This is a genomic window from Pantoea sp. GbtcB22, assembly GCF_019091025.1.
GTDB lineage: Bacteria > Pseudomonadota > Gammaproteobacteria > Enterobacterales > Enterobacteriaceae > Pantoea > Pantoea leporis.
In genome coordinates, this window is record NZ_JAGXKB010000006.1 from 263,618 (window position 1) to 276,731 (window position 13,114).

Below are 13,114 nucleotides of genomic sequence, written 5' to 3' on the forward strand. Positions count from 1 at the left end.
ACATGGCCGTTGAAGATACCCAACCGCTCATTAGCCATTTGATTGAGCTGCGCAAGCGTTTGTTGAATTGCATCATCGCTGTTTTAGTCATCTTTCTGTGTCTGGTCTATTTCGCGAATGATATTTACCATCTGGTCGCGTCGCCGCTGATCAGCCAGATGCCAGCCGGGGCGAGCATGATCGCTACCGACGTCGCATCGCCATTCTTCACGCCGATCAAGCTGACCATCATCGTTTCGGTGTTTCTGGCCGTGCCGGTGATTTTGTATCAGGTGTGGGCCTTTGTGGCGCCCGCGCTCTATCGCCACGAACGCAAACTGGTGATGCCGCTGCTGTTCTCCAGTACGCTGCTGTTTTACGTCGGCGTGGCGTTTGCTTACTTCATCGTGTTCCCGCTGGCGTTTGGCTTCTTCGCCAAAACCGCGCCGCAAGGCGTGACCATCGCAACGGATATCACCAACTACCTCGACTTCGTCATGACGATTTTCATGGCCTTCGGCGTGGCGTTTGAGGTGCCGATTGCAATTGTGCTGCTGTGCTGGACCGGCATAACTTCACCAGAAGATCTGAAAAAGAAACGTCCTTATATGTTGGTTGGCGCGTTCGTGGTTGGGATGTTGCTCACACCGCCGGATGTTTTCTCGCAAACTTTGCTCGCTATTCCGATGTACTGCCTGTTTGAAGTCGGCGTATTCTTCTCCCGCTACTATGTGGGTAAAGGACGTCAGTCTTCGGATGAGGAACACAACACCGAATCCTGATGTCCTTAATGCAGGGCATCCCGCAGCGCGCGGGAAGATGAATCTAAACCGCCCCGTTGGGCGGTTTTTTATTGGGGAGAAGACATGTTTGATATCGGTGTAAACCTGACCAGCACGCAATTCGCAAAAGATCGCGAGCAGGTGGTAAAACGTGCGCGCGAAGCAGGCGTCACCGGCCTGTTAATTACCGGCACCAACGCGCTGGAGAGCCAGCAGGCGCGGCAGCTGGCGGCATTGCACGCGGGCTATTGCTGGTCAACCGCCGGCGTCCATCCGCACCATGCCAGTGAATGGTCGGCGGAAACCGCGAATACCTTGCGTCGCCTGGCGGAAAGTGAGCAGGTGGTCGCGATTGGCGAATGTGGCCTGGATTTCAATCGCAATCTTTCGGCCCACGATCAGCAGGAATACGCTTTCGATGCGCAGCTGGCGTTGGCTGCTGAGCTACAGCTACCGGTGTTTTTGCATTGCCGTGAAGCGCACGATCGTTTTGTTGCAGTACTTGAGCCGTGGCTACCGAAGCTGGTTGGTGCAGTCGTGCACTGCTTTACCGGTACGCGTGACGAGCTGCAAGCGTGTCTGGCGCTGGGATTGTCGGTGGGCATTACCGGTTGGGTGTGCGACGAGCGTCGCGGTATGGAACTGCGTGAATTGCTGCCGCTGATTCCGGCTGAGCGCCTGTTACTGGAAACCGACGCACCGTATTTACTGCCGCGCGATATGCATCCGCGTCCCACTTCGCGCCGCAATGAGCCATGCTTCCTGCCGCATATTGTGCAGCAGGTGGCGAACTGGCGTGGCGAGGAGGCGGAAGCGCTGGGCGCGCAGGTTAATCTCAACGCGCGTCAGCTGTTTAAACTCGCTTAGAGTTTACGGAACTGTTTGTTATCCACGCTGCGCATCACCTGTTTGTTCAGCATGTTGAGCAGCAGAACGGAGCGCGTTTCGCCATCCGGCTCGGCAAAAATGGCGCGCAGCCCTTCGAACGTGCCATCGGTGATGATCACTTCATCACCGCTTTGTGGGGTTTCCGCATCAAGCACGATCTGCGGCACGTCGGTTTGCAGCGCTTCGATCACATCATTTGATACGGTGGCCGGCATGGTGCCAAAGCGCACGAAGTGGCTGACGCCACGCGTGCTGCTGATGGTGGTGGTGTGAATCGCTTCGGGATCGAATTCGATAAACAGATAGTTGGGAAACAGCGGCTCACTCACGGTGGTGCGTTTACCGCGCACAATCTTCTCCAGAGCGATCATCGGGCTGAGGCAATTCACCTCTTGCCGCTCAAGATGCTCTTTCGCGCGCAACAGTTGTCCACGTTTGCAATAGAGTAAGTACCAGGATTCCATAACCGCTCCCAAATAATGGACGCTAAGAATATCAAATCAGTTGTCAGAGTTATAGCGCATCGGCGGGTGGAAACCGGGCGCTGAAAACAATTTCACTACGATTTATCCGATTGATGCGGCTTATTTACGCTTTCTTGCAAGAAAATTGACGGCCGGCGACCATCTGTATCAGACTCCCTCCCCATCTTTCGATTGAAAAGGAGTGGCTGATGGAACTGTTCCTGTTGAGTAACGGTAAAGTGGCTGACGATGCGCCGCTGTTAAGTTACGCCCACCCGCAGCTGCATGCGATGATCGCCCAGCGCGGCATCACTTCGGCGGTGCTGGTACCGTACGCGATTATTCGTGGCGATCACGCGCAGCGCGCGCAGGAGTTATCCGCGTCGTTAGGCATTGACGTGCGCACCGTGCACGAGTTTGCATCGCCCGTTGCGGCGATTGAACAAGCTGAGCTGATTCTGGTGAGCGGCGGAAATACCTGGTTCCTCAATCAAATGCTGCACGAGCACGGCTTGATCGTCGCTATCCAACGCGCGGTGCGCGAGCGTGATGTGCCGTACGTCGGCTGGAGCGCCGGTTGCAATGTGGCAACGCCTTCCATTCGCACCACCAATGATATGCCGGTGCGCAGCAGCGTAGTGTTGCCCGCGCTGGGTTTGTTCCCGGTGCAGATCAATCCGCATTATCTTGATGCGCACGTCAGCGGCCATATGGGCGAAACGCGTGACGAACGACTGGCCGAGTTCTGTGCCGTTAACCCGCATGAATCGGTGATTGCGCTGCGTGAAGCCAGCTTCCTGCACGTGAGCGAAAATCGCCTGCGTTACTACAGCGCACGCGGTGAAGACTTCAAAGTGTTCCGTCACGGCGAGCCGATTACTGCTTATCACGATGTATTGGCGATTCAGTCGCTGGTGCCGTTTTCCTGTCAGCCTGCCTGACGCAAAACCTCAACATGTCAGCGTAAAACGCCTCTATAATGGCGTTTCACTCTGGCCGGAAAGCTAAAGCCGCATGAAATATCAGGATTTACGAGACTTCCTCGCATTGCTGGAACAGCGTGGCGAGTTAAAGCGCATCACTCAGGAGATCGATCCTGAGTTAGAGATGACGGAAATTGCCGACCGCACGCTGCGCGCTGGCGGCCCAGCGCTGCTGTTCGAAAACCCGAAAGGGTACGACATGCCGGTGCTGTGTAATCTGTTTGGCACACCCAAACGCGTGGCGATGGGCATGGGCCAGGAAGAGGTCAGTGCGCTGCGTGAAGTGGGCAAGCTGCTGGCGTTCCTGAAAGAGCCGGAGCCGCCAAAAGGCTTCCGCGATCTGTTCGATAAGATGCCGCAGTTCAAGCAAGTGCTGAACATGCCAACCAAGCGCCTGCGCAATGCGCCGTGCCAGGAAGAGATTTTCAGCGGCGATGACGTCGATCTGTCGCGCATTCCGGTGATGAAATGCTGGCCGGGCGATGCTGCGCCGCTAATTACGTGGGGATTAACCGTCACGCGCGGCCCGCATAAAGAGCGACAAAATCTGGGTATCTATCGTCAGCAGGTGATCGGCAAGAACCGCGTGATTATGCGCTGGCTGTCGCATCGCGGCGGCGCGCTGGATTTCCAGGAGTGGTGTAAAGCGCATCCGGGCGAACGTTTCCCGGTGTCGGTGGCGCTGGGCGCCGATCCTGCCACCATTCTCGGCGCGGTAACGCCGGTGCCGGATACACTCTCCGAATACGCCTTTGCCGGCTTGCTGCGCGGTAACAAAACCGAAGTGGTGAAGTGCGTTTCGAACGAACTCGAAGTGCCGGCCAGCGCGGAAATCGTGCTGGAAGGTTATATCGAGCCGGGCGATGTCGCGCCGGAAGGTCCGTACGGCGACCACACAGGCTACTACAATGAAGTAGATAGCTTCCCGGTGTTTACCGTGACGCATGTAACGCAACGTCGCAACCCGATTTATCATTCAACCTACACCGGACGTCCACCGGATGAACCGGCGGTGCTGGGCGTGGCGCTCAATGAAGTGCTGGTGCCGATTCTGATCAAGCAGTTCCCGGAGATCGTTGATTTCTATCTGCCACCGGAGGGCTGCTCTTATCGCCTCGCGGTAGTAACGATCAAGAAACAGTACGCGGGTCACGCCAAGCGCGTGATGTTCGGCGTGTGGTCGTTCCTGCGTCAGTTCATGTACACCAAGTTCGTGATTGTGTGCGATGACGACGTCAACGCGCGTGACTGGAATGATGTGATTTGGGCGATTACCACCCGCATGGATCCGGCGCGCGATACGGTGCTGGTTGAGAACACGCCCATCGATTATCTCGACTTCGCCTCGCCGGTTTCCGGCTTAGGCTCGAAGATGGGACTTGATGCGACCAATAAGTGGCCGGGTGAAACCACGCGCGAGTGGGGCACGCCGATTGTGAAAGATCCGGCGGTGACCGCGCGCATTGACGCCATTTGGGATGAGTTAGCTATCTTTGCCGAGCCGCCGCAGCGCTAACGGCGGCAGACCAATTAGACCCGAAGAAAAAGGGAACGCATGACAACGTTAAGCTGCAAAGTGACTTCGGTTGAAGCGATTACGGACACGGTTTACCGCGTTCGTTTAATTCCGGCGGCGGATTTTAACTTCCGCGCCGGACAGTATTTGATGGTGGTGATGGATGAGCGCGATAAGCGCCCGTTTTCGCTGGCTTCTACGCCAATGGAAAAGGACATCATTGAACTGCACATCGGCGCGTCGGATCTCAATCTCTACGCGATGGCGGTGATGGACCGCATCAAGAACGATCGCCAGATTACGGTTGATATGCCGCACGGAGATGCCTGGCTGCGTGAAGATAGCGAGCGTCCGATCATTCTGATCGCGGGCGGTACCGGCTTCTCCTATGCGCGTTCTATTCTGCTGACCGCGCTGGCACAGCAACCCGATCGCGAGATTGCGATTTACTGGGGCGGCCGTGAGCTGATGCATCTGTACGATCTGGATGAGCTGAATGCGCTGGCGGTGAAGCATCCGAACCTGAAAGTGATCCCGGTGGTTGAACAACCGGCGGATGACTGGACCGGACGCAGCGGCACGGTGCTGACGGCGGTGATGCAGGATTTCGCGTCGCTCAGCGAGCACGATATCTATATTGCCGGTCGTTTTGAGATGGCGAAGATTGCGCGTGAGCGTTTCTGCGCCGAGCGCGGTGCGCTGGAAGCGCAGATGTTTGGCGATGCGTTTGCCTTTATTTGAGGTCAACAGAACGCGATAAATCGCGCCGCTACGAGAATGTGCACGGATTCGTCGCGGCGCAATGTATTGCGTAAAAAAACCGCCCGAAAGGGCGGTAACACGTGCAACATTAACGTATTAAACCCGTTCGAACACCGTGGCGATGCCCTGGCCTAAACCAATGCACATGGTCGCCAGACCAAATTGCACATCGCGACGTTCCATCAGATTCAGCAGCGTAGTACTGATACGCGCACCGGAACATCCCAGCGGATGACCGAGCGCAATCGCGCCGCCGTTCAAATTCACTTTCTCATCCAGCTGTTCCAACAAGCCCATGTCTTTAATGCATGGCAGCGCCTGTGCGGCAAAAGCCTCGTTGAACTCGAACAGGTCGATATCCTGCACGCTCAATCCGGCGCGCTTAAGCGCCAGCTTGCTGGCGGGAACCGGACCGTAACCCATAATCGACGGATCGCAGCCAACCACCGCCATGCTGCGAATGCGCGCGCGCGCTGTCAGACCGAGTTCGCGTGCGCGGCTTTCACTCATGATCAACATCGCGGCTGCGCCGTCGGAAAGCGCGGATGAGCTGCCTGCGGTCACGGTGCCGTTGACCGGATCGAATGCCGGGCGCAGCGCAGCCAATCCTTCGAGGCTGGTCTCTTCGCGGATCACTTCGTCGCTCTCAAAGCGCTTCAACACGCCGTCGGCGTCGTGGCCGTAGGTCGCCACAATTTCACGCTTGAAGTCGCCGCGCTGGGTTGCTGCCCAGGCGCGCTGGTGCGAACGCAGCGCAAAAGCATCCTGCTGCTCACGCGTAATGTGATGCATGCGCGCCAGCATCTCGGCGGTTAAACCCATCATGCCCGCCGCCTTCGCCACCGTGCGACCCAGGCCCGGATGGAAATCCACGCCGTGGCTCATCGGCACGTGGCCCATATGTTCTACACCGCCAATCAGGCAGCTGTGCGCATCGCCAACCATAATCGCGCGTGCCGCGTCGTGCAGCGCCTGCATCGACGAACCGCACAGGCGGTTGACGGTGCTGGCAGGTACGCGATGCGGGATCTCCGCCAGCAGCGCGGCGTTACGTGCAATGTTGAAGCCTTGCTCCAGCGTCTGCTGCACGCAGCCCCAGATAATGTCGTCCAGCGTGGCGGGATCAACCGCCGGGTTGCGGCTCAGCAGCTCGCGCATCAAATGCGCCGAGAGATCTTCCGCCCGTACCTGACGAAACGCGCCGCCTTTGGAGCGGCCCATCGGCGTGCGGACCGCATCAACAATTACCACTTTTTCCATTTTCATTACCTCAGGCACTTTGCAGCGCCGCTTCGTCAATCGGTTGCACCGCGGGATACCAGCTCTGATGCTGATGGGCTTTTTGCAACAGCAGCTCCGGCAGCGCGTACAGCGGGCCGAGCGCGGTATAACGTTTGGCCTGATCGACCACGTTGCTGTTGCCCAGCGTATCCATGTAGCGGAACGCGCCGCCACGGAACGGCGGGAAGCCTAAACCGTACACCAGCGCCATATCAGCTTCGGCCGGTGAAGCGATGATCTTCTCTTCGAGGCAGCGCACCACTTCGTTGAGCATCGGCAGCATCATGCGGTTGGCGATCTCGTCATCGCTGAACACGCGCTTCGGCTGGCAAATCGGTTCCAGCAGCGCATCGACAGCCGCATCGGCTCTCTTCTGCGCTTTGCCTTTTTTATCCTGCTCCCAGCGGTAAAAGCCCTGACCGTTTTTCTGGCCGTAACGTTTGGCGTCAAACAGCACGTCGATCGCGTCGCGATAATCTTTCTGCATGCGAGACGGGAAACCTTGCGCCATCACCTGCTGAGCGTGATGCGCGGTATCAATGCCGACCACATCCAGCAGCCACGCGGGGCCCATCGGCCAGCCGAACTGTTTTTCCATCACTTTATCGATCTGACGGAAATCCGCGCCGTCGCGCAGCAGCAGGCTGAAGGCGGCGAAGTAGGGGAACAGCACGCGATTCACAAAGAAGCCGGGACAATCATTCACCACAATCGGCGTCTTGCCCATTTTGCTCGCCCAGGCCACCACTTTGCTGAGGGTCGCTTCTGAGGTTTTCTCACCGCGAATCACTTCAACCAGCGGCATACGCGGCACCGGATTGAAGAAGTGCATGCCGCAGAAGTTTTCCGGACGTTTCAGGGCTTGCGCCAGCTGGCTAATCGGAATGGTTGAGGTGTTGGAGGCGAGAATGGCGTCCTCGCGCAGATGCTGTTCGGTCTCTGCCAGCACTTTGGCTTTGATCTGCGGATTCTCTACTACCGCTTCTACCACCACGTCGGTGCGTTCGAATCCGGCGTAATCCAGCGTGGGCTGAATGGTGGTGAGTACGCTCGCCAGTTTCGCGCCGTCAATTTTGCCGCGCTCCAGCTGTTTGTTCAGCAGCTTGCTGGCTTCGGTCATGCCCAGCGTTAATGCCTGCGGATTGATATCTTTCATCATCACCGGCACACCTTTCCATGCCGATTGATAAGCAATGCCGCCGCCCATAATGCCTGCGCCTAATACTGCCGCTTGCTGCGGCGCACCGGCTGCACTGCTGTGCTTTTTCGCCAGGCCTTTGACGTACTGATCGTTCAGGAAGATACCGACCAGCGCGCGCGCCACGTCGCTTTGCGCCAGCGGCACAAACGCGGCGGTTTCCAGCTTCAGCGCATCATCACGTCCGAGGCTGGCGGCAGCTTCAATGGTTTTGATGGCGGTGATCGGTGCCGGATAGTGTTTGCCCGCGGTTTGCAGCACCATGCTTTTGGCGATGGTGAAGCTCATGGCGGCTTCAATCGGGCTGAGTTTCAGCGGTGCCAGCTTCGGCGCGCGGCGTGTCTGCCAGTTGCCCTGCACGATGGCGTCCTGCAATACGGTCAGCGCAGCGGCACGTAGTTTGTCGCTGCTGACTACCGCATCCACCAAACCGAGTTTCAGGGCGCTGCTGCCATCAACATCTTTACCGGCAGCGATAATCTCCATCGCGCTATCGGCGCCAAGCAGGCGTGGCAAGCGCACGCTGCCGCCAAAGCCCGGCATAATGCCCAGTTTGGTTTCCGGCAGGCCGATGTGTGCGGTCGGCGTGGCAATGCGGAAGTCGGTCGCCAGTATGCATTCACAGCCGCCGCCCAGCGCATAGCCGTCGATGGCGGCCACGGTGGGCACTGGCAAATCCTCTAAACGATTGAAGATGCTGTTGGCAAACGCTAGCCACTGGCTCAGCTTCTCTTCTGGCGCATCAAACAGCGACAGGAATTCTGTGATGTCGGCACCAACGATAAATGCCGGTTTGGCCGACGAGAGCAACAGGCCGCGCAGCGCGGGTTGCTGTTCCAATACGCTTAATGCCTCGCCCAACGAGGCAACGGTTTTGGTATCGAGTTTGTTCACCGAACCGGGCGCATCGAAAACTAGCTCGGCGATGCCGTCGTCAAGCCAGTGAACTGAAAGGGTATCGCCTTGGTAGAGCATGTCCGTCTCCTGAAACCGCGAAAGTTGATCTGGTCATACCAGATGAGTTGGAGTGTGAGTGTGATGTTAATTATTTGCAAACCAGAGTTTGATTATTTGATACAACGATCACAGCGCGCGCAGCACGGCATCACTAACACGGCTGTGCTACACTGCGGCCACTTTCGCGACATCGGAGACAAGTCCATGGATTCACTGAAAACCCTGTATCACGCGCACATCAATACGCTGCAGCAGCGAGCGCAGCAGGTGCTGGCTCGCTTTAAGCTTGATGCCATGCTGATTCATTCCGGCGAACTGTTGACCGTTTTTCTCGACGATCACGACTATCCGTTTAAGGTGAATCCCCAGTTCAAAGCGTGGGTGCCGGTGACGCAGGTGCCAAACTGCTGGTTATGGATTGATGGCGTGAATAAACCCAAGCTGTGGTTCTATTCGCCGGTTGATTACTGGCACAACGTTGAGCCGCTGCCAAACAGCTTCTGGACTAACGACGTGGAGGTGATTGGCCTGAAGAGTGCCGATGAGATCGCGCAGCTGCTGCCAGCACAGCGCGAGAAAGTGGCCTATATCGGTCCGGTGCCGTCACGCGCTTCCCAGCTCGGTATTAACAGCGAGCAGGTGAACCCGAAAGGCGTGATCGATTTCCTGCATTATCATCGCAGTATCAAAACCGACTATGAACTGGCGTGTATGCGCGAAGCGCAGAAGCTGGCGGTGGCGGGCCATCGCGCTGCCAAAGAGGCGTTCTTCTCTGGCATGAGCGAGTTCGATATCAATATCGCCTATCTGACCGCAACCGGCCATCGCGATACCGATGTGCCATATGGCAACATCATCGCGCTCAATGAACATGCCGCGGTGCTGCACTACACCAAACTGGATCATCAGCCGCCGGCCAAACGCCACAGCTTCCTGATTGACGCCGGTGCGGAATACCTCGGTTACGCCGCTGACCTGACGCGCAGCTACGCGGCGCAGAGCAAATCGCGCTATGCCGACATGGTTGCGGCGATGAACAAGGAAGAGCTGGCGCTGATCGCCACCTTGAAAGCCGGCGTGCGCTATACCGATTATCATCTGCAGATGCATCAGCGCATTGCGCGTCTGCTGCTGAAGTTCGAGTTGGTGAAAGGCCTGACTGAAGAGACGCTGGTGGCGGAAGATTTAACCGGTCCGTTTATGCCGCACGGCCTTGGACATCCGCTCGGCTTGCAGGTGCACGATGTGGCTGGCTTCATGCAGGATGACAACGGTACGCATCTGGCGGCACCGTCGCAATATCCGTATTTGCGTTGTACGCGCGTGCTGGAACCTGGCATGGTGCTGACTATCGAACCGGGCTTCTATATTATCGATTCGCTGCTGACGAAGCTGCGCGGCGGCAAGTTCAGCCAATACTTTGACTGGGCGGCAATTGATGCACTGAAACCTTACGGCGGTATTCGTATTGAGGATAACGTGGTGGTTCACGCTAATCGCATTGAAAACATGACGCGCGACTTGCACCTTGCCTGATGGATGCTTACGACATTCCCGCTCAGGCCGTAAGTCTCAGCGAGGAAACCATCAAGAAAAGCCGCTTCATCACCTTGCTGGCGCACACGGCCGGCGTGGAAGCGGCGCGCGCGTTTGTGCAGCAGGTGAAGCAGGAACATCCCTCCGCGCGGCATCACTGCTGGGCGTGGGTGGCGGGTGCGCCGGATGATTCGCAGCAGCTGGGTTTCTCCGATGATGGCGAACCTTCTGGCACCGCGGGCAAACCGATGCTGGCCCAACTGATGGGTAGCGGTGTCGGTGAGATCACCGCGGTGGTGGTGCGTTATTATGGCGGCATCATGCTGGGCACCGGCGGACTGGTAAAAGCTTATGGCGGCGGCGTGCAGCAAGGGCTGAAGCAACTGGCGCGTCAGCGTAAAGTGCCGATGGAATCTTTTACTCTGCAGTGCGATTACGCCCAACTCAGCGACATCGAACGCTTGCTGCAACGTTTTGACGGCATTATAGAAGAGAGCCATTATCAGGATCGTATTGCGCTGCGTTTAGCGTTGCCGCATGCGCAGATTGATGGCTTTCGCCAAAACCTCTCTGATTACAGCCGGGGCGCGCTGACGCTCATCCCGCTGACAAACTAAAAGCTTCTGTTTAAAGGAAACGGCTGAATGCATTTTCGCGCCATTACCCGCATCGTGGGCCTGCTGGTGATTCTGTTCTCGGTGACCATGATTTTACCGGGCCTCGTCGCCTTGATTTACCGTGATGGTGCCGGGCGCGCGTTCAGTCAGACCTTTATGATGGCGATCGTTATCGGTTCACTGCTGTGGTGGCCAAACCGCAAGCAGAAAACCGAACTCAAGCCGCGCGAAGGCTTCCTTATCGTGGTGCTGTTCTGGACCGTGTTGGGCAGCGTCGGTGCGATGCCGTTTATCTTCGCCGAGCAGCCGCATCTCTCAATCACTGATGCCTTCTTTGAGTCCTTCTCTGGCCTCACTACCACCGGCGCCACCACGCTGGTGGGACTGGATACGTTGCCTAAAGCGATTTTGTTCTATCGTCAGATGCTGCAGTGGCTCGGCGGGATGGGGATCATTGTGCTGGCGGTGGCGATTCTGCCCATTCTGGGCGTGGGTGGCATGCAGCTCTATCGCGCCGAAATGCCGGGACCGTTGAAAGATAACAAGATGCGCCCGCGTATCGCGGAAACAGCTAAAACGCTGTGGCTGATCTACGTATTGCTCACCGTGGCGTGCGCGGTGGCGCTGTGGCTGGCGGGCATGCCGATGTTTGATGCTATCGGCCATAGCTTCTCGACGATCGCGATTGGCGGGTTCTCAACCCATGATGCCAGCATCGGCTACTTTAATAGCCCAACTATCAACACCATTGTCGCGGTATTTCTGCTGATCTCGGGCTGTAACTATGGCCTGCACTTCTCTTTATTAAGTGGTCGCAACCTGAAAGTGTACTGGCGCGATCCCGAATTCCGCATGTTTATTGGCGTACAACTGACCTTAGTGCTGATCTGTACCATAGTGTTGTGGTTTCACAATGTGTACGCCAGCGGCTGGCAAACGCTGAATCAGGCGTTTTTCCAGGTGGTATCAATGGCGACCACGGCCGGTTTTACCACCGACAGTATTGCGCGCTGGCCGCTGTTCCTGCCGGTGCTGCTACTGTGCTCGGCTTTTATCGGCGGCATGGCGGGTTCAACCGGCGGCGGTTTGAAGGTGATTCGCATTCTTCTGCTGTTCAAACAGGGTTCGCGTGAACTGAAGCGATTGGTGCACCCGAATGCGGTTTACACCATCAAGTTGGGTAATCGCGCGCTGCCGGAACGTATCCTCGAAGCGGTGTGGGGTTTCTTCTCAGCTTATGCGCTGGTGTTCCTGCTCAGCATGTTGGCGATCATCGCCACTGGCGTGGATGACTTCTCGGCTTTTGCTGCCGTGGCCGCGACCCTGAATAACCTCGGGCCCGGTTTGGGTGTGGTAGCAGACAACTTCACTTCAATGAATGATGTCGCGAAGTGGATTTTGATTTTAACCATGCTGTTTGGACGCCTTGAAGTGTTCACGCTGCTGGTGCTGTTCACGCCGACCTTTTGGCGCGAATAATAAAATAGGATTGAGTAATGAAAGCGTTGATTCTGTATTCCAGCCGCGATGGGCAAACCCGTGACATTGCCGCGCGCATTGCACAGACGTTAGTGCCGCATCAACTGTGTGACGTGATCGATTTACTGCAGGCGCAGCAGATTGATTGGTTGCAGTATGATCGCGTGCTGATTGGTGCTTCGATCCGCTATGGCCATTTCAATCCGGCGTTGCTGAAATTTGTCACCCAGCACAGAGCACAGCTGCAGCAGCGGGTGAGCGGCTTCTTTAGTGTCAACCTGACGGCGCGTAAAGCAGATAAGTGTACGCCAGAGACCAATGCGTATACGCGCAAGTTCCTGGAGCAGTCACCGTGGCAACCCGATTGCTGTGCGGTTTTCGCTGGGGCGTTGCGTTATCCGCGTTATCGCTGGTTTGATCGCGTCATGATTCAATTCATTATGCGTATGACCGGCGGGGAAACCGATACATCGAAAGAAGTGGAGTACACCGATTGGAATAAAGTGGCGCTTTTTGCCCAGGGTTTTGCGCAGTTACCAGGCAAATCGTTGTGAAATACAGCGTTGTGGCGAAATTTAGGTCGAACAGTAATTTATTTGCAATTAACCCTTGTCAGCTCCGAATAACTCCCTATAATGCGCCACCACTGAGACGGCAAAGCGGCAACGCAGA

At 56.8% G+C, this 13,114-nt stretch carries 12 protein-coding genes; 9 read left to right on the top strand and 3 right to left on the bottom strand.

Translation table 11 applies throughout. The annotated features are described in order from the left end of the window. The first annotated feature begins 2 nt into the window (after nucleotides 1-2). Complete coding sequence (gene tatC, locus KVT28_RS18900; RefSeq protein ID WP_101763732.1) at nucleotides 3-761, top strand: Sec-independent protein translocase subunit TatC; 759 nt, start codon at nucleotides 3-5, stop codon at nucleotides 759-761. An 84-nt stretch (nucleotides 762-845) separates the two neighbouring features. Next, a complete protein-coding gene (gene tatD / locus KVT28_RS18905) occupies nucleotides 846-1,628 on the top strand; it encodes a 3'-5' ssDNA/RNA exonuclease TatD (protein WP_137384920.1) in 783 nt (260 codons plus the stop codon). Here tatD and rfaH read toward each other — a convergent pair. Next, complete coding sequence (gene rfaH, locus KVT28_RS18910; protein WP_101763730.1) at nucleotides 1,625-2,113, bottom strand: transcription/translation regulatory transformer protein RfaH; 489 nt, start codon at nucleotides 2,111-2,113, stop codon at nucleotides 1,625-1,627. The genes tatD and rfaH overlap by 4 nt on opposite strands. Nucleotides 2,114-2,322: 209 nt before the next feature. Here rfaH and pepE point away from each other — a divergent pair, with 209 nt between their 5' ends. The 3 genes from pepE to fre all read left to right on the top strand — a co-directional run bounded on the left by pepE (nucleotide 2,323) and on the right by fre (nucleotide 5,353). Further along, nucleotides 2,323-3,054 (top strand): dipeptidase PepE, encoded by a 732-nt coding sequence (gene pepE / locus KVT28_RS18915; protein WP_210080991.1) that lies wholly within the window; start codon nucleotides 2,323-2,325, stop codon nucleotides 3,052-3,054. A 73-nt stretch (nucleotides 3,055-3,127) separates the two neighbouring features. Then, nucleotides 3,128-4,612 (top strand): 4-hydroxy-3-polyprenylbenzoate decarboxylase, encoded by a 1,485-nt coding sequence (ubiD, locus tag KVT28_RS18920; RefSeq protein ID WP_101763728.1) that lies wholly within the window; start codon nucleotides 3,128-3,130, stop codon nucleotides 4,610-4,612. 39 nt (nucleotides 4,613-4,651) lie between these two features. Continuing rightward, the gene (gene fre / locus KVT28_RS18925; RefSeq protein WP_101763727.1) at nucleotides 4,652-5,353 is read left to right on the top strand and encodes an NAD(P)H-flavin reductase; all 702 of its coding nucleotides are present in this window, start codon (nucleotides 4,652-4,654) and stop codon (nucleotides 5,351-5,353) included. Between the two features lie 117 nt (nucleotides 5,354-5,470). Here fre and fadA read toward each other — a convergent pair whose 3' ends face one another. Both fadA and fadB read right to left on the bottom strand, forming a co-directional pair. Further along, complete coding sequence (fadA, locus tag KVT28_RS18930) at nucleotides 5,471-6,634, bottom strand: acetyl-CoA C-acyltransferase FadA (RefSeq protein WP_101763726.1); 1,164 nt, start codon at nucleotides 6,632-6,634, stop codon at nucleotides 5,471-5,473. A 10-nt stretch (nucleotides 6,635-6,644) separates the two neighbouring features. Further along, nucleotides 6,645-8,828 (bottom strand): fatty acid oxidation complex subunit alpha FadB, encoded by a 2,184-nt coding sequence (fadB, locus tag KVT28_RS18935; RefSeq protein ID WP_217549656.1) that lies wholly within the window; start codon nucleotides 8,826-8,828, stop codon nucleotides 6,645-6,647. A gap of 186 nt (nucleotides 8,829-9,014) precedes the next feature. Here fadB and pepQ point away from each other — a divergent pair, with 186 nt between their 5' ends. Genes pepQ through hemG form a run of 4 tightly spaced genes read left to right on the top strand, consistent with a single transcriptional unit; the run spans nucleotide 9,015 to nucleotide 12,996 of the window. Beyond that, complete coding sequence (gene pepQ / locus KVT28_RS18940; protein WP_101763928.1) at nucleotides 9,015-10,346, top strand: Xaa-Pro dipeptidase; 1,332 nt, start codon at nucleotides 9,015-9,017, stop codon at nucleotides 10,344-10,346. Continuing rightward, on the top strand, nucleotides 10,346-10,963 hold the full coding sequence (locus KVT28_RS18945) for an IMPACT family protein (protein ID WP_217549658.1): 618 nt from the start codon (nucleotides 10,346-10,348) through the stop codon (nucleotides 10,961-10,963). Before pepQ ends, KVT28_RS18945 begins: the two co-directional genes overlap by 1 nt. A gap of 27 nt (nucleotides 10,964-10,990) precedes the next feature. After that, nucleotides 10,991-12,442, top strand: coding sequence for a Trk system potassium transporter TrkH (gene trkH / locus KVT28_RS18950; RefSeq protein ID WP_101763723.1), 1,452 nt, complete (start codon nucleotides 10,991-10,993; stop codon nucleotides 12,440-12,442). Between the two features lie 17 nt (nucleotides 12,443-12,459). Further along, complete coding sequence (gene hemG, locus KVT28_RS18955) at nucleotides 12,460-12,996, top strand: menaquinone-dependent protoporphyrinogen IX dehydrogenase (RefSeq protein ID WP_217549660.1); 537 nt, start codon at nucleotides 12,460-12,462, stop codon at nucleotides 12,994-12,996. Nucleotides 12,997-13,114 lie beyond the last annotated feature (118 nt).

Excerpts from the sequence above, each read along its gene's own strand:
- tatC (WP_101763732.1), top strand. The coding sequence starts at position 3 with ATGGCCGTTGAAGATACCCAACCGCTCATTAGCCATTTGATTGAGCTG.
- tatD (WP_137384920.1), top strand. The coding sequence starts at position 846 with ATGTTTGATATCGGTGTAAACCTGACCAGCACGCAATTCGCAAAAGAT.
- rfaH (WP_101763730.1), bottom strand. The coding sequence starts at position 2,113 with ATGGAATCCTGGTACTTACTCTATTGCAAACGTGGACAACTGTTGCGC.
- pepE (WP_210080991.1), top strand. The coding sequence starts at position 2,323 with ATGGAACTGTTCCTGTTGAGTAACGGTAAAGTGGCTGACGATGCGCCG.
- ubiD (WP_101763728.1), top strand. The coding sequence starts at position 3,128 with ATGAAATATCAGGATTTACGAGACTTCCTCGCATTGCTGGAACAGCGT.
- fre (WP_101763727.1), top strand. The coding sequence starts at position 4,652 with ATGACAACGTTAAGCTGCAAAGTGACTTCGGTTGAAGCGATTACGGAC.
- fadA (WP_101763726.1), bottom strand. The coding sequence starts at position 6,634 with ATGGAAAAAGTGGTAATTGTTGATGCGGTCCGCACGCCGATGGGCCGC.
- fadB (WP_217549656.1), bottom strand. The coding sequence starts at position 8,828 with ATGCTCTACCAAGGCGATACCCTTTCAGTTCACTGGCTTGACGACGGC.
- pepQ (WP_101763928.1), top strand. The coding sequence starts at position 9,015 with ATGGATTCACTGAAAACCCTGTATCACGCGCACATCAATACGCTGCAG.
- KVT28_RS18945 (WP_217549658.1), top strand. The coding sequence starts at position 10,346 with ATGGATGCTTACGACATTCCCGCTCAGGCCGTAAGTCTCAGCGAGGAA.
- trkH (WP_101763723.1), top strand. The coding sequence starts at position 10,991 with ATGCATTTTCGCGCCATTACCCGCATCGTGGGCCTGCTGGTGATTCTG.
- hemG (WP_217549660.1), top strand. The coding sequence starts at position 12,460 with ATGAAAGCGTTGATTCTGTATTCCAGCCGCGATGGGCAAACCCGTGAC.